Source organism: Chryseobacterium sp. T16E-39 (genome assembly GCF_002216065.1).
Taxonomy (GTDB): domain Bacteria; phylum Bacteroidota; class Bacteroidia; order Flavobacteriales; family Weeksellaceae; genus Chryseobacterium.
The window spans coordinates 3,146,842-3,167,128 of record NZ_CP022282.1; the positions used below are offsets into that span (position 1 = coordinate 3,146,842).

General features: G+C 37.5%; 21 protein-coding genes and 6 tRNA genes. 14 read left to right on the forward strand and 13 right to left on the reverse strand.

The window, feature by feature from the left end; translation table 11 throughout:
* Positions 1-48: 48 nt before the first annotated feature.
* The 5 genes from CEY12_RS14125 (at position 49) to CEY12_RS14145 (ending at position 8,048) form a co-directional block, all read left to right on the forward strand.
* Complete coding sequence (locus CEY12_RS14125) at positions 49-2,874, forward strand: TonB-dependent receptor (RefSeq protein ID WP_089028297.1); 2,826 nt, start codon at positions 49-51, stop codon at positions 2,872-2,874.
* 10 nt (positions 2,875-2,884) lie between these two features.
* Entirely contained in the window at positions 2,885-4,183 is a 1,299-nt protein-coding gene (locus tag CEY12_RS14130; protein WP_089028298.1) for a DUF5690 family protein, read from the forward strand.
* 12 nt (positions 4,184-4,195) lie between these two features.
* The gene (locus CEY12_RS14135; RefSeq protein WP_089028299.1) at positions 4,196-5,350 is read left to right on the forward strand and encodes a TIGR03364 family FAD-dependent oxidoreductase; all 1,155 of its coding nucleotides are present in this window, start codon (positions 4,196-4,198) and stop codon (positions 5,348-5,350) included.
* 5 nt (positions 5,351-5,355) lie between these two features.
* Positions 5,356-6,024, forward strand: a complete 669-nt coding sequence (locus tag CEY12_RS14140; protein ID WP_089028300.1) for an HAD-IA family hydrolase — start codon at positions 5,356-5,358, stop codon at positions 6,022-6,024.
* Between the two features lie 170 nt (positions 6,025-6,194).
* A complete protein-coding gene (locus tag CEY12_RS14145) occupies positions 6,195-8,048 on the forward strand; it encodes a LamG-like jellyroll fold domain-containing protein (protein ID WP_089028301.1) in 1,854 nt (617 codons plus the stop codon).
* An 85-nt stretch (positions 8,049-8,133) separates the two neighbouring features.
* Here CEY12_RS14145 and CEY12_RS14150 read toward each other — a convergent pair whose 3' ends face one another.
* The 5 genes from CEY12_RS14150 to CEY12_RS14170 form a co-directional block, all read right to left on the reverse strand.
* Positions 8,134-8,616, reverse strand: coding sequence for a GNAT family N-acetyltransferase (locus CEY12_RS14150; RefSeq protein WP_089028302.1), 483 nt, complete (start codon positions 8,614-8,616; stop codon positions 8,134-8,136).
* A gap of 12 nt (positions 8,617-8,628) precedes the next feature.
* Positions 8,629-10,044, reverse strand: a complete 1,416-nt coding sequence (locus CEY12_RS14155) for a PLP-dependent aminotransferase family protein (RefSeq protein ID WP_089028303.1) — start codon at positions 10,042-10,044, stop codon at positions 8,629-8,631.
* Positions 10,045-10,086: 42 nt separating this feature from the next.
* Positions 10,087-10,452 (reverse strand): hypothetical protein, encoded by a 366-nt coding sequence (locus tag CEY12_RS14160; RefSeq protein WP_089028304.1) that lies wholly within the window; start codon positions 10,450-10,452, stop codon positions 10,087-10,089.
* 124 nt (positions 10,453-10,576) lie between these two features.
* Complete coding sequence (locus tag CEY12_RS14165) at positions 10,577-11,278, reverse strand: LytR/AlgR family response regulator transcription factor (RefSeq protein ID WP_089028305.1); 702 nt, start codon at positions 11,276-11,278, stop codon at positions 10,577-10,579.
* Positions 11,271-12,353, reverse strand: coding sequence for a sensor histidine kinase (locus tag CEY12_RS14170; protein WP_228409701.1), 1,083 nt, complete (start codon positions 12,351-12,353; stop codon positions 11,271-11,273). Before CEY12_RS14170 ends, CEY12_RS14165 begins: the two co-directional genes overlap by 8 nt.
* Before the next feature lie 164 nt (positions 12,354-12,517).
* Here CEY12_RS14170 and CEY12_RS14175 point away from each other — a divergent pair, with 164 nt between their 5' ends.
* Positions 12,518-13,627, forward strand: coding sequence for an acyltransferase family protein (locus tag CEY12_RS14175; RefSeq protein ID WP_089028306.1), 1,110 nt, complete (start codon positions 12,518-12,520; stop codon positions 13,625-13,627).
* A 60-nt stretch (positions 13,628-13,687) separates the two neighbouring features.
* The gene (locus tag CEY12_RS14180) at positions 13,688-14,068 is read left to right on the forward strand and encodes a helix-turn-helix domain-containing protein (protein WP_089028307.1); all 381 of its coding nucleotides are present in this window, start codon (positions 13,688-13,690) and stop codon (positions 14,066-14,068) included.
* Positions 14,069-14,173: 105 nt separating this feature from the next.
* On the opposite strand, the gene CEY12_RS14185 is transcribed toward CEY12_RS14180, so the two are convergent.
* Entirely contained in the window at positions 14,174-14,344 is a 171-nt protein-coding gene (locus CEY12_RS14185) for a hypothetical protein (protein ID WP_317043924.1), read from the reverse strand.
* 259 nt (positions 14,345-14,603) lie between these two features.
* Here CEY12_RS14185 and CEY12_RS14190 point away from each other — a divergent pair, with 259 nt between their 5' ends.
* On the forward strand, positions 14,604-15,215 hold the full coding sequence (locus CEY12_RS14190; protein WP_089028309.1) for a hypothetical protein: 612 nt from the start codon (positions 14,604-14,606) through the stop codon (positions 15,213-15,215).
* 153 nt (positions 15,216-15,368) lie between these two features.
* On the opposite strand, the gene CEY12_RS14195 is transcribed toward CEY12_RS14190, so the two are convergent.
* On the reverse strand, positions 15,369-16,337 hold the full coding sequence (locus CEY12_RS14195; RefSeq protein WP_089028310.1) for a GlxA family transcriptional regulator: 969 nt from the start codon (positions 16,335-16,337) through the stop codon (positions 15,369-15,371).
* 133 nt (positions 16,338-16,470) lie between these two features.
* Between CEY12_RS14195 and CEY12_RS14200 the strand changes: the two genes are divergently transcribed.
* From CEY12_RS14200 to CEY12_RS14215, 4 genes are read left to right on the forward strand one after another with little or no spacing between them, the layout of a single operon-like run.
* Positions 16,471-16,896 (forward strand): SRPBCC family protein, encoded by a 426-nt coding sequence (locus CEY12_RS14200; protein ID WP_089028311.1) that lies wholly within the window; start codon positions 16,471-16,473, stop codon positions 16,894-16,896.
* Between the two features lie 13 nt (positions 16,897-16,909).
* Positions 16,910-17,335, forward strand: coding sequence for a DoxX family protein (locus CEY12_RS14205; RefSeq protein WP_089028312.1), 426 nt, complete (start codon positions 16,910-16,912; stop codon positions 17,333-17,335).
* A 56-nt stretch (positions 17,336-17,391) separates the two neighbouring features.
* Positions 17,392-17,841, forward strand: a complete 450-nt coding sequence (locus CEY12_RS14210; RefSeq protein ID WP_089028313.1) for an SRPBCC family protein — start codon at positions 17,392-17,394, stop codon at positions 17,839-17,841.
* Positions 17,842-17,850: 9 nt separating this feature from the next.
* Positions 17,851-18,261, forward strand: coding sequence for a VOC family protein (locus tag CEY12_RS14215; RefSeq protein WP_089028314.1), 411 nt, complete (start codon positions 17,851-17,853; stop codon positions 18,259-18,261).
* A 129-nt stretch (positions 18,262-18,390) separates the two neighbouring features.
* Here the strand turns inward: CEY12_RS14215 and CEY12_RS14220 are convergent.
* The 6 genes from CEY12_RS14220 to CEY12_RS14245 form a co-directional block, all read right to left on the reverse strand.
* A tRNA-Leu gene (locus CEY12_RS14220) sits at positions 18,391-18,474 on the reverse strand.
* A gap of 6 nt (positions 18,475-18,480) precedes the next feature.
* Positions 18,481-18,556 (reverse strand) — tRNA-Gly (locus CEY12_RS14225).
* An 8-nt stretch (positions 18,557-18,564) separates the two neighbouring features.
* A tRNA-Leu gene (locus CEY12_RS14230) sits at positions 18,565-18,646 on the reverse strand.
* 125 nt (positions 18,647-18,771) lie between these two features.
* A tRNA-Leu gene (locus CEY12_RS14235) sits at positions 18,772-18,855 on the reverse strand.
* A 6-nt stretch (positions 18,856-18,861) separates the two neighbouring features.
* A tRNA-Gly gene (locus tag CEY12_RS14240) sits at positions 18,862-18,937 on the reverse strand.
* Positions 18,938-18,946: 9 nt separating this feature from the next.
* Positions 18,947-19,028: transfer RNA gene (locus CEY12_RS14245), tRNA-Leu, on the reverse strand.
* Positions 19,029-19,206: 178 nt separating this feature from the next.
* Between CEY12_RS14245 and CEY12_RS14250 the strand changes: the two genes are divergently transcribed.
* Positions 19,207-19,584, forward strand: a complete 378-nt coding sequence (locus tag CEY12_RS14250; protein WP_089029886.1) for a DUF3127 domain-containing protein — start codon at positions 19,207-19,209, stop codon at positions 19,582-19,584.
* A gap of 61 nt (positions 19,585-19,645) precedes the next feature.
* The gene (aat, locus tag CEY12_RS14255) at positions 19,646-20,287 is read left to right on the forward strand and encodes a leucyl/phenylalanyl-tRNA--protein transferase (protein ID WP_089028315.1); all 642 of its coding nucleotides are present in this window, start codon (positions 19,646-19,648) and stop codon (positions 20,285-20,287) included.

Sequence of the window (20,287 nt, forward strand, 5' to 3'; positions counted from 1 at the left end):
TATTAAAATTATTGGCTTGATTTGCATAAAAATTTAATATTTGTAAAAATGAAAACAAAATTGAAGAAATTATTACTCCTTATGTTTCTTTGTTTCATTGGTTGGGTATCTGCCCAAAAACAAACGGTTACAGGAATTGTATCCGACGAGAATCAGCCCCTTCCTGGTGCGACCATCAAAATAAAAGGATCATCTAAAAATATTATCACTGATCTTGATGGTAAATTTACGATCAGCGACCTTAAAACGGGTGAATATAATTTACAGATCAGCTATATAGGATACGAAAACAACAATATTTCAGTACAAATCCAATCTGAAGAGAATACAGACCTTGGTGTCATCCGATTATCCCAAAAACATAAAAATATTGACGAGGTAATCGTTACAGCAACTTTAAAAAACAGTGAAGCAAGAGCTTTAAGCCTACAAAAGAACGCAATAAACATTACCAACGTGATTGCTTCTGATGGTATCGGGAAGCTACCGGACAGAAATGCAGCAGAAACGGTTCAGCGTGTCCAGGGAGTTTCCATTGAAAGGGATCAGGGAGAGGGAAGATTTGTATCCATCAGAGGACTCCCTCCATTCTGGGCGTCAACAACGATCAACGGAAACAGGCTCCCCACAGCAGAAGAAGAAACAACCTCAAGAGCAACAGCATTTGACTTTTTTCCAACAGAACTTATTTCCTACGTTCACGTAAACAAATCTTTTACGCCAGATATGGAAGCAGACGGTATAGGAGGCGGAGTCAATTTCATCACGAAAACTCCTCCTATGAAACAGGAGCTAAAAATCACAGTTGGAAGTGGTTACAATGCAAAATCTGATAAAGGCGTTTATAATCTGGGACTGTTATATGGAGGAAGAACGAAAGATAAAAAATTCGGTTATCTTTTTAATGTTGCTCATTTTACCAGAAACTGGTCTACAGATAATTTTGAAGCAAGAAGAAGTGGTGATGAAGGAGTTTTCAGATTAGAATTACGTGATTATAACGGGGTAAGAAAAACGACCGGGATCAATACCGCTTTTGAATATGTGCTGTCTCCAAAGAGTACTTTATATTTAAAAGGAATGTATGGAACTTTGTCTGATGATGAAACCCACTACAAGCACAGAATAAGATTCGACAAATTCAGTTCAGGCGATCATACAGCAAGAGTTGAACTGCAGAACATCCACAATCTTTTAATTACAGAGCTAACTTCTGTTTCTTTAGGTGGAATTCATCAGTTAAATAAGGGAAAAATTGATTGGGACCTATCCTATTATGATAATAAATTCAAATATGGAAACATTCCTGACAAACAGAATAATTCCTATTATGTTATCAAATACACCCAATCCGGAGTTGGAATTGACCCCAGCTATATTGCAGATCACGGAAACGGACCAAGAGCCTACTGGAAAGCCGATGGCGGAAAATTAGATTATAAAGACCCAGATGCTTTATTTGGTTTTTACAGTGATCCAAATTTTAAAATGGACGCCTCAAAGATGAGATTTACCGATCTGGAATTCTATAAAGTTTTTATTGATGAGAAAGATAAAATTGTCGCTGCTTTCAATCACGAATTGAATATTTCTGACCGGCTAACCTTAAAATATGGTTTTAAATACAGGGATAAAGAGCGTACGGCAAAGTTCTCTGATATTTTCTATAGCTGGAATAACGGAACAGCCCCTCTTCTCTCTGATTTCGGACAATACATTACAACGCAACCGAATGGTCCTAAATACTTAAGTGAAATGAATGCCCATATTGGAAATACTTTCGGACCCGTTTTATCAACCACAGGGATGAATCAGTTTTGGTTTCAGAATCAAGGGAATTTAAAAATAAATCCCGCAGATTCAGAATCTCTTGAATACAACAAAGCTTTAGGAAGAAATTTCGATGTCTTTGAAAAACATGCAGATGCTTACGGAATGGGGACTTTTAAATTGAATGATAAAATTACGGTTTTGGGTGGAATCCGGTTATCAAACACCAACACCAAAGTACGGGGATACAATGTAGTTGATGACAAATTAGTTTCAGTTGAAAACACCAAAAAATACCTTGCAGTTCTACCGATGCTACACATCAAGTACACCTTAAATGACAAAACAAACCTTCGTTTCGCTGCTACAAGAACATTCTCCAGACCTAATTTCGGAGATTTAACTCCGGGCGGAACTTACATTGAAGCAGATAATGAATTCAAAGGAGGAAACCCCAATCTGAATCCTACATATTCATTAAACTTTGACCTCATGGGAGAATATTATTTCTCTAACGTTGGGATCTTAAGTGGTGGGGTCTTTTATAAATCAATCACAGATCCTGTTTTCCAAGACTCTTTTATCGGATCATATAATGGAATAAATGGTGTACAATATACCGCTCCCAATAACGGAAAGGCAGCTTCTTTAGGAGGTGTAGAGCTTGGCCTCAACAGAAGGTTTGATTTCCTTCCCGGTTTCTTACAATATTTCGGAACCCAGCTGAATGCTACATTTATGACTTCAGAAATGGAAAAGCCAAGTGGTAGAAAAGTGGCGCTTCCCTATCAGGCAAAGCAGTTATATAATGTACAGTTATTCTTCGAAAAGAAAGGGTTCAACGCAAGGCTGGCTTATAACTACAAAGGAAAATATGCGGTCGAATATGCTGAAGATGATATCAATGATACTTATTACGGGAAATACAGCAGTTTAGATTTTGGAGGCTCTTATCAGTTTACGAAACATTTAATGTTGTACGCAGACGTAAATAACATTCTGAATAAACCTTTGATCTATCATTTCGGAAAAAATGAAGATAGACCTGAACAGGTAGAATACTATGGTGTAAGATTCAATCTGGGAATTAAACTGAACTTCTAAGAGCATCAAGATGGCAGATAACACTCGTAAAAACACAATGGTAACACTGAAAGCAGCATTTTCTGCTTTCGGTGTTTACTTCTGCATGTATGGGTTTAGAAAACCCTTTACAGTAGCCTCTTTCGAAGGACTCGCCTACTTTGGCGTTGACTATAAAGTATTGATCATTATCGCTCAGGTTATGGGATATTTTATTTCAAAATTTATTGGAATACGATTCATTTCTGAGCTTAAACCTGAAAAAAGGATTTTCTTTCTTTTTACTTTTATTGCCATTGCAGAACTTGCCCTATTAGGTTTTGCTATTGTTCCAGCTCCTTACAATATACTATGTATGTTCATTAACGGAATTCCGTTAGGGATGATCTGGGGCATTGTATTTTCCTACATCGAAGGACGGAAAACAACAGAGATTATCGGGTTGTTTTTATGTTCAAGCTTTGTGGTTTCGTCCGGATTCACTAAATCTGTTGGAAAATTTATCATGGATACCTTTGGGGTTTCAGAATTCTGGATGCCCTTCACAGCGGGTCTGTTTTTTATCATTCCATTAATCATCTTCGGTGTTTTATTAAATAAAATTCCTCAGCCTTCCGAGGAGGACATTTTATTAAAAAACAAAAGACTTCCATTGGATAAACCAGCCAGAAAAGCATTGATCCGCCAGTTTTTTATTCCGATGATGTGTATTACTGTTTTGTATATCAGTTTGACGATTCTCCGGGATTTCAGAGACAATTTCAATCGTGAGATCTGGGATGCCCTGAATTTTAAATCAGACAGTTCAATTTTCACGATAACGGAAATTCCTATTGCTATCGTTGTTCTTCTGGTGTTAAGCTTAATGGTCCGGGTTAAGAACAACAAAAGAGCTTTCACCTATTACCATTACATTCTTTTCGTGGGGATCGGAACCGTAGGTTTTTCCACCTATTTTTTCCAGCATCATATGATGTCACCTTTTTTATGGATGATGCTTTCTGGATTGGGAATGTATCTATGCTATATTCCCTTCAACGGAATTTACTTTGACCGGATGATCGCTGCGTTTGAAATTAAAGGCAATGTCGGCTTCCTTATTTATTTCGTAGATTCATTCGGATATCTGGGAAGTGTTCTGATCTTGCTTTATAAGAATTTCGGATCTTCCAAAACCACCTGGCTGAATTTTTATATTCACCTCAATTACTTTATTGTGATCATTGTTTTGATTTCTTCAATCATTGCTTATGTAGCGTTCAAAAAAAAATCAAAACCTAAATTAAATAACAATCAATATATCAATTTCGACGCATCGAAAATGGTTTAAAACAAAATTAAAATGACAACAAAATTTGACCTTATTGTTGTAGGAGGTGGGATCCTGGGAACATTCCACGCTTATCATGCATTAAAAAGAAACCTGAAAGTAGCTTTAGTGGAGAAGAATTCTTTGCCTCAGGGAGCTACCGTAAGAAATTTCGGACAAGTGGTTCCTTCAGGAATGGATCTTAAATGGCAGAATTTCGGAAGGGAAAGTTTAGCGATCTATAACGAACTGCAATCCCAAACCGACCTGACGATACGAAAGAATGGCTCCGTTTATTTAGCCTCCAACGAGGAAGAACTTCAACTGATCCATGAGCTTCATGATATCAACCAGAAAAATAGTTATGAGTCTGTTCTCCTCTCAAAAAATGACTGTATGAAAAAATTCGATGGTTTGCGATCCGATTATTGTAAAGGGGGGCTTTTTTTCCCTGAAGAGCTTTCTATAGATTCTGGTGAAATGATCGTAAAACTGCACCGTCTTTTACAGGAAAAATTAGATTTAAAGATTTACTACAATACGACAGTTGTAGAGACTTATGAAACTGACAGTCAATGCACTGCAATTACAGCTGACGGACAGGAACTTCATGCAGCAAAAATTATTATCTGTGGCGGACACGAGTTTAAAACATTATATCCTAATGTATTCAATGAAAGCGACTTAGTAGTTACCAAACTTCAGATGTTACAGACAAAACCGCAGGGCATTTATTCCTTACAGGGAAATATCCTTACCGGTTTATCTATCCGGAGATACGAATCATTTCAGGAATGTCCTTCTTTTGAAAGTATCAAAGCATTAGAAGATCCTCATTCTTTTGAGAAAAAATTCGGTGTCCATATTTTATTTAAACAGGCTCTTGATGGTTCAATTATTCTGGGAGATTCCCATGAGTACGCGAGTGCAAAAGATTCGGATGATTTGGGGTATGACCTGAATATGGAAATTGATGAATTTATGATCAGTGAAGCAAAGAAGATTATGGACCTTCCTACTTACGAGATCCAAAGAAGGTGGTTTGGAATCTATTCCCAATGTAAAACAAAAGATATATTCGAACACAATCCATCTTCCAATATTCATATTATCACAGGTATCGGAGGAAAAGGAATGACCGCAAGTGGCGGTTTTTCAAAATTTAATATTGATAAAATTTACGCATAAAAATAATGAAGAACATAGAATTATTGGTTCTGGACATGGCCGGAACTACAATTAATGAAGATAATGTAGTATATAAAACTTTAATGCATGCCGTTAATGATTACGGCTATGGAGTGAGTCTTGAAAAGGTCTTGTCCAGCTGTGCAGGAAAGGAAAAACTGGAAGCTATCAGCAGCTTATTACATGAAATCGGGGGTGATAAAAATGAAGCTCTTCCCATCTTTGAAAATTTCTCAGACCAGCTTAAAACAGCCTATCAAAATTTAGAGGTAAAACCGATTGATGGAGTTGAGGATTTTTTATTAAAAATGAGATCCAAAAATAAAAAAATTATTCTCAATACAGGATACAGCCATGAGATTGCGCAACAACTCCTGGATAAATTAGGCTGGAAAGAAAACGTATATTATGACGCGCTTATTACCGCTAATGATGTATCTGAAAGCCGTCCAAGTCCTGAAATGATCCATCTGGCTATGCAGAAATTCAATATCCGTGATCCGCAAAAGGTATTAAAAGCAGGTGATTCGGTCGTTGATATTGAGGAAGGAAAAAATGCACATTGTGGATTAACGATCGCTGTTCTTTCCGGAGCTCAAAAAAGACCTGAACTGGAAAAATCCAATCCGGATTATATATTCAATACCATCTCTGAGGCTGAAGAAATTATCTAGCATATTTTTTCATCTTACTACTGATCATTCAGCCTCAGTTTCTTATTGTTTTTTTATCCTTTAATTAACTTTAAGTTCATACATGTTTACAAATAGTAAATTAATTTTACAAATAATAAAATATAATTACTATTTGTAAACATTTTCATTTCTAAAAACAAAAAATTTCTATGAAAACAAAACTATTTTCAATGGCCCTGGTCGCGAGCTGCTTTATAAGTGCTCAAACGAAAAAAGTCCTTTTTATTGGTATTGACGGATGCCGTGCAGATGTCATGATGTCATCCAATACTCCCAACATCAAGAGCCTGATTACAAAGTCTGTTTATTCCCTGGATGGCCTTTGTGCTGCAACTACCTGGAGTGGAAACGGATGGAGCACGATGTTAACGGGCGTATGGCATACAAAACACAATGTTCAGGATAATAATTTCACCAATCCAAACTACATTAATTATCCGGATTTTCTAACCCGTGCGGAAGCTTACAATCCAAATTTAAGAACCATTTCACTGGCACACTGGGCTCCGATCAATGATATTATTGTTAAAGACGCAGATGTTCAGACCAACTTCGGAACAGATCTGGCAGTAAAAAATGCAGCCGTAAATGCTTTACAGAACGATAATCCTGATATTCTATTTGTGGATTTTGATGATGTAGACCATGCCGGGCATTCGTATGGATTTTCTTCCACAGTTCCCCAATATGTTTCATCAATGCAGACTACAGATAGTTATATCGGAGAAATTGTAAATGCAATGAAAACCAGAGCCACTTACAATAATGAAGACTGGCTGGTGGTTTTAACAACAGACCATGGAGCCGTTAATGATGGTCACGGTGGAGGAAACCTTTCTGAAAGAAACATCTTTACCATATATTCTAATCCAAATCTTACTCCACAGCAGATAAGCAAGACGGAAGTTAACTCAAATATTACTCACAACCAGCTTAATTTCCCAGCAGGAACATATGCTAAACCTGTTAATCAGGTTCCGTTTAATTTTGGAAGCACACAGGATTTTACCATTGAATTTTGGGTAAAACCTAATGCAAGCTTCTCCAGTGATCCCGTAATGATCAGTAATAAAAACTGGAACAGCGGAAAAAACAAAGGATTCGTTATTTCAGGATACTCAGGGCAGACGTATAAAGTAAATATTGGTGACGGAACTAACAGGATCGACCTGGTAGGTGGTAAAATGGAAACCAACAAATGGAAACATATTGCCGTAAGCTTTGATAGAGATGGTCTTGTAACCTTATATGAAGATGGTGTTCCTGTCACTTTTGCTAAAATGAATACGATCGGAAATATTGATTCCGGACTTCCGCTTACGATCAATCAGGACGGGACCAATACTTATGGACAAAACCTTGCTGCTTCTTATAAAGACATCAGAATCTGGAAATCTGCACTTCCAAATGATGTCATTGTTAATTGGGCTACCCAAAGTATTACCTCATCGCACCCTAACTATTCCCAATTGTTAGCAAACTGGAAGTGTGATGAAGCTTCAGGAAATACGCTAACTGACTCAAGTTCAAACAACAACAACAGCTCTATTACCGGAAGCCCAACCCGTAGCCTTAACACTGCAAACAATTTCAAAATTTACAATTACTTATCTACCACAAGAGAAACAGACCATCTGCCAACTGTATTGAACTGGTTATGTATTCCTGTTCAGAGTTCATGGGGAATTGACGGGGTAAACAGACTGCCTAACTGTCAGGGCAATACTTTATCTGCAAGAAACATTGAAAAATCATCTGAGGATTTCGCTATTTATCCCAATCCTGCGGATCAGAAAATCAATGTAAAATTCAAATCAGAGGAAAAAGAAATAACCCTGCAGGTAATCGATACTAAAGGAACTATAGTTTCTTCTAAAAAAGTGAAATCATCATTTGGACAATATGATGAAGTATTCGATATCAGTACAGTACCAAGTGGTATCTATTTTATAAAACTTACAGGAACTCAGAAGTCTTTCACTAAAAGTTTTATTAAAAAATAAAAAGAAAAATTTCAGTACATATCATTAGTAGATTTAAATTGGATATTAGAACGAGGATTGCTCCAAGTTCTAATATCTTTTTTATTTAATCCTTAAAAATCAGTTCCATTTGTGTATCACACCGATCATAAGCCGAATGACTAATCGCAATATGCTCAAAGCCTAGCTTTTCGTATAACTTTATAGCAGGAACTAAAACGGAATTTGTCTCAAGGAATATTTTTCCGGCTTTCAGTGCTCTTGCTTTATCTACTAAAGCCTGTCCTAGTAGATATCCAATCTTTTTACCTTGTGCTTTTGGGCTTACCGCCATCTTTGAAAGTTCATAGGTAAGAGGATCCTCAGTTTTTACTAAAGCACAGGTTCCTACCACCTCGTTATCCAACAATGCAAATACGATGTGACCTCCTTTGTCAATAATATATTCTTCCGGATTATCCAGCAGTTTATAATCTCCACTTTCCATAACGAAAAATGTTTTGATCCATTCTTCATTCAGGGCTTTAAAGGCTTCTTTGTATTCAGGTCGATAAGCCTCTATCTTTACTTCATTATTCTGGGTATTCATATTTTTATCGTATTATAATTTATTTTTTATCATATTTCCTAATTTCTTAATATCACTTTCTACCCTGTCGGTCCATTCGAGAGCGTAATTCAACCGCATGCAGTTCTTGTATTGGTCATACTGGGAAAACATTCTTCCCGGGGCAAAATTGATCTTCTGACTGAAAGCTTCATCAAATAAATCTTCTGTACAGATCCTTTTATCCAGTTCCAGCCACAGCATAAACCCTCCTTTAGGTTCTGAAATTTTCGTATTGTCCGGAAAGTAAGAGGTGACTGCTTTTTGGATCTGAAGATAATTAGAGTACATTTTATTTCTAAAGTTCCTCAAATGATGATCATACCGGCCATATTCAAGAAAATCCGCGATCACATCAGAATATAATGACGGACTGCAAACCGTCTGAACCAATTTTTGGCGGATGATCCGATCTTTAAATTGCCCCGGCGCGACCCACCCCACCCGGTATCCCGGAGCCATGGTCTTGGAAACAGAACCCACCCACATTACCAATCCTGCTTCATCATAAAACTTACATGGTTTTGGGCGTTCTGATCCAAAATATAAATTACCATAAATATCATCTTCGATCAACGGAACATTATAATGAGTAATCAGGCGCACTAATTCTTTTTTATTTTCATCAGGCATCTGAAATCCCATCGGGTTATTGAAATTGGTTACAAAGCAGCATGCTGATAATTTGGGTAATACCTTCTTCAGGGCATCCAGGTCTACTCCGTACACAGGATGAGTAGGAATTTCCACGGTTTTTAATCCCAACAGCTGGATCGCCTGTAAAATCCCGAAATATGCCGGGCTTTCGACCGCAACAGAATCTCCGGGTTTAGTAACTGCCATCAAACTATTGTAAATAGCATTCATCGCCCCGGAAGTTATCACAAGATCATCTTCTGTGATTTTTCCTTCCATAACGATAGACCATTTCGCAATTTCACGGCGAAGGTTATGGCTTCCCTGTACGGGTTCATAATTTGTTCCAAAATCATTCTTAGACTTGATCACATTGATAATGGATTTCTTCATTTTGGCCAAAGGCAGAAAGTTTTTCCCCGGAATCGCTAAGGCAAACTGGGTAAAATCCGTTTCTGAAATTGTTCCAAATACTTTGTCAATGAGATCTTCGTTAGTTCCCTCTATTTCAAAGTCTTTGATCTTTGTTACAGAAGGAAGTGCCAGTTTTCGCTGTGAAGTATGACTTACAAAATACCCAAACTTAGGTCTTGATTCAATTAAGGAATGACTTTCCAGCTCCATATAAGCCAGCTTTATGGTATTCAGGCTTACATTATACAACTTTTGGGCACTTCTGAGCGACGGGAGTTTGTCTCCAAACTGTAAGGTTTCAGTTTGAATCTGCTCCATCATTATCTTTGCTATTTTTAGGTATAAAACTTCTTTACCCATACACTGAATGTTTTTAAAATCTACAGAACAGAATTGTTCGTATTAACCGTTGATCCAATTGATCAGCCTGCTGATCGTACTTTTTAATTGTTCCGGATCATAATAATTAGCAGAAGAATTTTTCTTACAATGTTCTTCAACATACGCTCTAAAATCCTCCTGTTCTTCTGCATTCAGATCTTTCGACCCATAGATCATAAAGTCTATTTTATTATCGGGACAGATCACCAGGCATGCAAAAGCAATAATGAGATCCTTTTTCTTTGCCAGAAGAAAAGGAAGTCCAAAATCTTCATTCACGATCTTTGAATCCTTCTTCTGCATAAATATTTGCTTTAACAGTCTCAGATCAGATATATAAACCTCATCATATCTGAGATTATTCGTGTGCTGAAGGCGCGTTTCCATAGTGTTTACATTAGGATGTAAAATTATAGAACTGTACCCAAAGGATACAGATACAGAACTTACAATTATTCTGGGTACAGCAAAATTATTAAAAAGGAAAATACGATCAGATCACAATGCGTACTTAATTGATTTTATTCTTAGAAAAATGTGTAATAAACTCGTCAAATTCTCTTTTGTAGGTTCTCCCGACAGGAATTGAGTTCCCTTCTACGATGACCTCATCATTATTAAAAGCAGTAACATAGCGAGAATTGATCATAAAAGACCGGTGCACCCGTATAAAACCTTTCCCGGATAATACACTTTCCAGTTCCGAAATTTTATCTTTTGCAATAATGTCCGCATTTCCCTTTAAAAAGACCTTAACATCATTGCCACTGCTTTCAAAATAAATAATATCAGCCAGCATTATTTTCCTTTGCAGTCCTCCGGACCTGAGAATCACAAATTCTTCGTGCTCCGTCTCTGTGCTGTCTTTTCTCAACACCCTATCTACAGATCTGAAAAAACGTTCAAAAGAAATAGGTTTTAATAAATAGTCCACCGCCTCCAGCTCAAATCCCTCAATGGCAAATTCACGATAGGCAGTTGTAAAAATCGTTTTGGGTTTTGTGTGGAGTGTTTTTAGAAAGTCGATCCCGTTTAAATCGGGCATCTCAATATCCAAAAACATAAGGTCCACCGGGATTTCCTGTAAGACCTTATATGCATCTATTGCATTTTTAGCCGTCCCAACTAATTTCAGACTTTCTATTTTTGAAATATGACTTTCCAAAAGTTGTATTGCCAGGGGTTCATCGTCTACTATGATGCAATTAATCATGATATGCAGGTATCTTTATTGTAATGGTAAACCAATTGTTCTCTTGTGTTATTGTAAGCTCAAACCGGGTATCGAAATAAAGCTGTAGCTGTTCCTTAATATTTTTTAAACCAAGCCCTTCCTTCTCCTTGCTATTGATTTCTTTACAGGTATTTTCAACTTTTAAAACAGATTGATGGATATCTGTTTTGGCCGATATATTAATTTCTACATCCCCGGAAGTCTTTCCCGCTCCATGCTTAAAAGCGTTTTCTACCAGTGAAAGAAACAATAACGGTGGAATCGTATTTGAAGATTCCAGCTTTTCGAATGTACGGACTTTTAATCTTTCATCATACCTTAATTTTTCAAGTTCTATATAATCATTGATAATCAAAAGCTCATCGGAAATAAGAACCGTTTTCCGCTGTCCTTTATATAAAACATAATCCAGGATATCCGAAAGCCGGTGGATCGATTCTGAAGTCCGTTCAGAGTTTGTAAGGGAAAGAGAGTAAATATTATTCAGGGTGTTAAACAAAAAGTGTGGATTCAGTTGTGATTTCAATGCTTTTAGTTCCAGTTCAGCTTTTTCTTTAAAAAGCCGGGCCGTATTTTCCTTTTCATCCCTGTAGCGAAGCATAAACATCGTAGCGATGAAAATAAAAGCTCCGGTAATGATTGAAAATATATAATGAAACAGCAGGTAATTGAGATCGGTAAAAATATCATATACGCTGTCCTTGGGATAATTCATGAAAAGGGGTTCCACCGCATACACAATAAAAATCCGGTTCACCACAGAAATCAGATAAAGACTCAGAATAAGGCTGAGCGAAAATAACAGATATTTTTTCCGGTTAAACAGTGGCCCGATCAACACGTAATACATAAAATTGGCTGCTATGATCTGAAAAACCCAATGGCTGAGTTCATAAATAAAGATCTCTTCCCAATTGGTGCCTTCATACTGCCCATAGTTTTTCGCCATTCCAAACAACAACAGCCCTATCCAGAAAATAATCTGGTAGCCAATATCCTGTTGTATTCTTTTCTTTTTGGTCATCTTTACAAGACCCAAAAATATGAAATCCATTTCGGGGAAAACACAGCAGAACTTTAACAAAATGAAATTCATGACGAATGCCTGTATTTTTCATTTGAACGACAAAAAACGCTTTCTGCAATGAATTGGCTTCATTCCAACACCGGAGTTCGTATAATATCCGGTTTTTAAGAACATTTGCACAAAAAAGAATAATGAAGACATCTTCTGAACGATTTTATGGATTGGATCATTTAAGAGCACTCGCTATAACCCTGGTTTTATTCTATCATTCCCGCTCCTTTGATCACCCCGCATGGGTGGATGAATACGGAAGATTTGGGTGGACCGGTGTCGATCTCTTTTTTGTCTTGAGTGGCTTCCTTATTTCCAATCAGCTTTTTAAAGAAATAAAGAACCATGGAGACATCAACCTCAGGTCTTTCTTTATTAAAAGGTTTTTCAGAATTATTCCACCGTATCTGTTCACTGTTTTACTGTACTTCTGCATTCCTTTCTTCAGGGAAAGGGAAAGCTTAGCACCCTTATGGAAATTTCTCACTTTTACTCAAAACTATGGGCTTGATGTCATCAGCAAAGGAACATTTTCCCACGCCTGGTCCCTGTGTATTGAAGAGCAGTTTTACCTGATCCTTCCTTTTTCATTGCTTTTGTTTCTAAAAACAGGAACTTTCAGGTATTTAAAATATATGATCCTTTTTACGCTGATCTTCTGTATCATGATCAGATGGTTTTCATGGGAGCTGTTTGTCGTTCCCAACCTCAATACCGATAACTTCTGGAAGGAATGGTATATGAAAATCTACTATCCTACTTATACCCGCCTGGATAGTTTGGCCATTGGCGTATTGATCGGTTATCTGTTCCGGTTTTCAGCTTCTTTTAAAACTTTCATCAACAAGCATGGAAACCTTTTTCTTGTCATAGGAGTTCTTCTTCTCGGCTTTTCATTCTGGTTTTGTAATGAGCAGACCGAGAAAAATGCCTCGATATTCGGATTTTTGGCAGTGGCGATAAGCTATGGACTGATCGTTGTGGCTGCAATTTCCCAATCTTCATTACTCTCCAAATCCGGATCCTTTGTTACCAGTCAGCTTGCCGGCTTGTCTTATGCAATCTATCTTTCCCATAAAGGTATTATTCATATGGTACAGATCGGATTGAAATCATTAGATATTCAGATGCCTGAAAACATCATTCTTTTCGTTTGTTTATTCTCCTGCATTGGTGGCGCTTTGATCTATCGATATGCTATTGAAAACCCTGCATTAAAGCTTAGAAAAAGATTTTTAAAGAGATCCTGAAAAAATACTCAAAACAACAATTTTCGTTATATTTGTGGAAAGCACATTTAAGAGATCACTATGGAAAAGCTAAGAAGTTTAAGAAAGCAAAGAGGATATACTCAGGAATACATGTCGAAAATTTTGGCTACAGATGTTTCTAATTATTGCAGAAAGGAAAGCGGTGATGTAAAGATATTTGAGGATGAATGGGAGAAGCTGGCTAAAGCTTTGGATGTTCCTGTGGAGGATATTAAAGAAGAAAGAACCAATGGCGTTGTTCAAAACAATGACAATTTAACTTTTAATGATAGTAGTACTTTTCAACAAACTGGAAATACAAACCAATATTATAATATTCCGGATTATATGCTGGAAAACCATAAGGAATATGTTGATATGCTAAAGGATAAAATCCAGGCTTTGGAAAAGGAATTGGAGAAGTTTAAATCCGGGAAATAAAATAAAGATTAGGATTAAATAAATACAAAAGCCTCTCACAAAGTGAGAGGCTTACCATTTTGAATAGGGTTGTAAAGCTTCCTACCTTACTGGAATATATTTCAATTAATCTTCAACATATCTTTTGCCTGCAGCTTTGAAGCCAAAGAAAAACATCAAAAGTATAGCCGCTACGAGAAAATAAAAAGAGCTTTGCCAACTTGAATCCATATCATGTAGTTTCCCAAAAACAGGAGGTCCCAGAGCGGCAATTAAATATCCAACAGATTGTGCCATCCCAGACACCTTGATCGCATTGGCGCTAGATTTTTTTCACCAAATTAGTTTTAATACGCCGAGTTTTGTCGCTACTCGCGTGTACTTTTGTATCAGTAATTAATAATAAGAGTCCTAGGTTGTTATTTTTTACTAAAAATAATTCCATCAATAGATTTCTGTTTTGTATGTGCACAATACGAATATGAAAATATCGATCATTAAAACTCTCTGCCGGGAGTATCCGGCAAAAAATTAATCATTAACAATTTAAAAAAATATGGAAAACAATATAGGAGAAGCGCATAACGAACTTTTAACTTTTATGATGAAAAATCATGATATATCAACGCTGAATACTTTTGATAAGTATATAGAATTTCAGTATGATCATTTAAGTTCGCAATATCCTGAACTTTCAAAATATGACAAAAGTGAGTTTGTTGAACTTGTATTATCGACTCTTAATTCAAATGATATCAGTGAATTTGACTATAAAGAAAGTTTAGCAATCACTTTAAAAAGGGCTTTAGATTCGGAGATCGTATCTGATACCTTTTATTCGGAAACGATTCGAGTATTAAATGATGAATCAGTAGATGGGAACAATATCGAAGAGAAGATTGGAAGTTTAGACGCTGCTAATGAATTCGAAAAAAATTCCATTTCTTACTTTTTAGAAATCGCAAAATCATCACAAGAATTTTGGGGAGCTACTGATGTTACCGCTAAAAGAAACTGGGTTGTTTGGGGAGCAGACGCCTGGGGAGGATTTGTAGCTGGAACTTTGACAGGTACACTTACCGTAAACCCTGTAGTAGGATACTTAGCAGGCTTAGCGGGTGCAGAATTGATGTCTGCTTGTGTTGGTGCAGCCCAAGGACATCATTAATCAAAGAAGACATTCAACAGTTTGCATGAAAATTCAAACGATAACCGCTTTACAATGTAAAGCGGTTTTTTCTTTTACCAGCAAGAACTGTATTTTAAGTTTTTCCCATAATCAGAAAATATACAGGAAACACACCGAACTTCCTGTTATAGCTTAATAAACTTTGGCAAATTTATTCCGGTATTCAATGGGCGTAAGTCCAGTGATTTTTCTGAAAATATCACGAAATGCTTTCGTATCCGTATAGCCTACATCATACATTACTTCCGAAACATTTTTCCGTGAGGCTTCAAAAAATTTTTTAGCCGCCTCTATCCGTACCCGCTGCATGTATTCTACAGGGGTATTGTTCGTAGCATCTTTAAACCTTCTTTCAAAAGTACGGCGTCCTGTCCCGGCATATGCCGCAAGATTTTCAACCGTTATTTTCTCTTCATAGTGCTCCTCTATAAAATCCTGAACCTTCTTAATCTGTTCATCCGTATGATTTCTCTGGCCCCGGAAAATAGCAAATTGTGACTGGTTGTCCCTGCTGATGTCTAATGCAAAATATTTTGAGATCATAATAGCCGTTTCCCTGTCTGAATACTTCTCTACAAGGTATAGTATCAGGTTCCATAAGCTGTTGGCTCCGCCACTGCTGTAAATATTATCATGTTCTGTTATAATAGCGCCGTCTTCTACTTCTACCTGCGGATACCTGTTTTTAAACTCGTTGATATAAGCCCAATGGGTAGAGCATTTATTGCCGTCAAGAAGACCTGTTTCTGCAAGAAGGAAGGCTCCGACACATAAACTGGCAAGGCTTGTTCCTCCGAAATAAAGTTTCCTGAAATAAGGAATTGCATTGGCATTGGCTGTTATGCCCTCATCCATACTTCCAAAAGTAGGAGGAATAATAAGCAGATCCGTATGGCTAACATCCTGAAGAAGCCGGTTGGTCTTGATCGTATACTCGCCACTATTAGCCGGGACATATTCGTTTAATCCTACATATTCTACTTCAAAAATGGGCTTTTTCCCAAACACGGAAAGAAACTCATTGGCAGTATGAAAAGTCCTGAATGCCGGGGTGATGGCTTCAATCGTACCATATTGAGGAACAAAAACTGATATCTTCATGCCTTTTATTTTGTTATAAAGATACTTATATTTTTTGTCGTAATCCACCCCTTAAGTTGTCGTTTTTACAACAGCCTTGTTTTTATTATCTGTGCGAACTTTGTCATAACAATAACAACAAAAAATTAAAACAATGAAAGAACAAGTAAAAATTAAGGTACAAGCTGAAATTAATGCTCCTGTAGAAAAAGTATGGAAAATGTGGAATTCACCGGAAGATATTATGAACTGGAATTCAGCAGATCCAAGCTGGCATTGTCCTAGTAGTAATAACGATCTCAGAGTAGGAGGTACATTTACAAACAGAATGGAAGCCAGAGATGGAAGTTTCGGTTTCGATTTCTCAGGTACCTATGATAGGGTTGATCAAAACAAGGAAATTGCTTATACTATGTCTGATGGTAGAACAGCTTCCACCATCTTCGATGAGCAAGACGGAAAAACGTTGGTAACAACAAGCTTTGATGCTGAAACCGAGAATGATCCTGAATTTCAAAAACAGGGCTGGCAGGCAATTCTGGATAATTTTGTAAAATATACAGAGTCATCTAATAACTAGTAAATCCCGAGACATGAAAAAGAATAGAATAATTTTCTGGGCAGCTACTATTGTCCTGATCCTTTGGGAAGGCGTTATGCCTGCTGCAACCTTATTGTTTGCAGCGGAATATGTAAATGCAGGAACAAAAGCCCTGGGATATCCGGACTATTTTGCCTACGCATTAATTATCTGTAAAATAGCAGGAATTGTGGCGATATCTCTTAATAAAATACCGGATAAAATAAAAGAATGGGCCTATGCTGGTCTGGCATTTAACCTGGTATTTGCATTTATAAGCCATGCATGTGTTGACGGGAATCCGGGATATATGATTATGCCTCTTATATTTCTGGCTTTGCTTGCAGTTTCTTACCGCTTCCGGAAATGGAATGTCCGAAAAGAAAACTTAACTACTTCCGGAACGGCATCCTATGATGAAATATCTGCGGCACAATAAGGCTTTAGATCAATATAAAAAACTGAAATATATTCAAACACCTAAAATCAACCAAAATGACAAACAACAGCGTTTCATTACACAGAGTAATCCAGGCTTCTCCGGAAAAAGTTTTTCGTGCATTTGCCGATGTGACAGCCTATGCGTCCTGGATTCCACCTTATGGATTTATATGCACTGTACAGCAGGCAGATTTTAAAGAAGGCGGACAGTTTAAAATGACTTTCATAAATTTCAGTACCGGTAACGGGCATTCCTTTGGGGGTACATATGCTGAGATCAGAGAAGGGCAGTTCCTTAAATATGTTGAGCAGTTTGATGATCCTGCTTTGCCCGGAGAAATGACTACTACCGTCTCATTCAATAAAGTATCATGCGGAACAGAAATCAGAATTGAACAAACCAGTATTCCTGAACAGATACCTGCAGAAATGTGCTATCTGGGCTGGCAGGAATCTCTTGATAAATTAAAAAGGCTTGTAGAGCCTGAAATTCCCGACGCTTAATGTAACCATATGCTTACACAACAAAATAAATCTGCAAAATTCGGAATATTCATAACGCTGGCAGGGAATTGTAAAGAAGCATTTACTTTTTACCAATCATGCTTCGGAGGCGAGCTTTCTTTTGAAATATTGGAAATGCCTTTAAATCAATATCCCAATAAACCGGTGATCAGTGGTTCTCTAATTTCTGAACGCATCGTTCTTCATGGTTCCGACCTTGTTCATGATGAAGGATATCAAAAGGGAAACCACCTTGCAATTTATTTTCCCTGCCTGAATATATCCGAACGGTACAGGCTCATCATACAACTTGTAGGGGACATAAAAGAGCCTTCTCTGGAAACAAAAAAGCAAAGACTCATCGAAATAACAGATCTTTTTGGAGTTCGGTGGATATTGGGTCTGGTTCACGAAAAGTAAAAAAAGAGTCAAAAATAAAACCGATCCATTTGGCTTTGAAGTCAAAAAAAACCATTAAATAAAAAAACAATAGAATTAGCACCTCCTAAAAACAAAAAACCCTCCGTAACAAAGTTACAGAGGGTTTTGTACCCCAGACGGGACTTGAACCCGTACGTCCTTGCGGACACAGGATTTTAAGTCCTGCGTGTCTACCAGTTCCACCACCAGGGCATGGAGTGGAGCGAAAAACGGGACTCGAACCCGCGACCCCAACCTTGGCAAGGTTGTGCTCTACCAGCTGAGCTATTTTCGCATACTGTGTGCGGATGAAGGGACTCGAACCCCCACGCCTCGCGGCACCAGATCCTAAGTCTGGCGTGGCTACCAATTACACCACATCCGCTGGTCCTATGGATCTGCTTTACAGATACCATCAGCATTCTTATGACAAATGTAAGAAATCAGTTTTAAAATGACAATCTTAAAAAAACAAAAAAAATCCTCCGTAACAAAGTTACAGAGGATTAGTACCCCAGACGGGACTTGAACCCGTACGTCCTTGCGGACACAGGATTTTAAGTCCTGCGTGTCTACCAGTTCCACCACCAGGGCATGGAGTGGAGCGAAAAACGGGACTCGAACCCGCGACCCCAACCTTGGCAAGGTTGTGCTCTACCAGCTGAGCTATTTTCGCAAAACGTTGTGCGGATGAAGGGACTCGAACCCCCACGCCTCACGGCACCAGATCCTAAGTCTGGCGTGGCTACCAATTACACCACATCCGCATTGTTTTATTAAGTCGTATTTTAAAGAACTTCTTTCGTTTTTGTGAGTGCAAATATAGGGCAATTTTCTATAATTGCAAGGCTTTTCTCAAAAAAAAATATTTTTTTTACAAAATTCCTTTTGAGCTCCTTTTATTACATTTCATTTTCTTACTTTTACATCGTTAATATATACGATATGGAATTACAAGGAACGGTAAAGAAACTTTTTGATGCTCAGACATTTGCAAGTGGATTTCAAAAGAGAGAAATGGTTATTTTAACTCAAGAGCAGTATCCACAGCCGATAAACATAGAATTTTTGTCTGATAAGATTAGTTTATTAGATAACCTTAAAGAAGGCGAAAATGTAAAGGTAGGAATCAACATCAGAGGAAGAGAATGGACTTCTCCTCAAGGTGAAACCAAATACTTTAACTCTATTACAGGATGGAGAGTAGAGAAAGTTTCTGATATGGGATCAGAACCTACTCAGGCTAGCCCTTCTCAATCAGGATCTCCGGTTTCAAATGAAAATCCATTTGCAGCAGACGAGGACGATGATTTACCTTTTTAATTAAAATACAACAATTAAAAATATAAATCCTGCTTTTTAAGTGGGATTTTTTTTCCTCAACATGGTTCGATTAGACGAAAACGAGATTTCATTTCCTGATCCGGAACTTTACGACGGACACGAAGGCGTTATTGCTTTCGGAGGGGATTTATCTGTAGAAAGGATCTGGTTTGCCTATCAGCTAGGTATTTTTCCCTGGTTCAATCCCGGGGAGGAAATCCTTTGGTGGAGCCCTGATCCTCGTTTTGTTTTATTCCCCAATGAATTAAAGGTTTCAAAATCGATGCGGAAAATACTCAACAGGGGTATTTTTACATTCACTGAGAATAAAGATTTCAGAGGAGTAATCAAAAACTGTCAGCAAATAAACAGAGTTGGGCAGGCAGGTACCTGGCTTTCCGATGAATTGATGGAATCGTTTATTACCCTTCATGAATACGGATTGGCAAAAAGCATCGAAGTATGGAAAGATGAAGAACTGGTAGGCGGATTTTATGGCCTTCAGATCGGAAATGTCTTTTGTGGAGAGAGTATGTTTGCCAAAGTAAGCAATGCTTCCAAAGCAGGTTTTATCTATTTTGTAGAATCCTATAAAGATCAGCTTGATCTCGTAGACTGCCAGTCTCATACCGAACACCTGGAAAGCCTGGGGGCAAGGATGATTCCAAAAAAACAATTTTTACACCATTTACACCAAAAATAA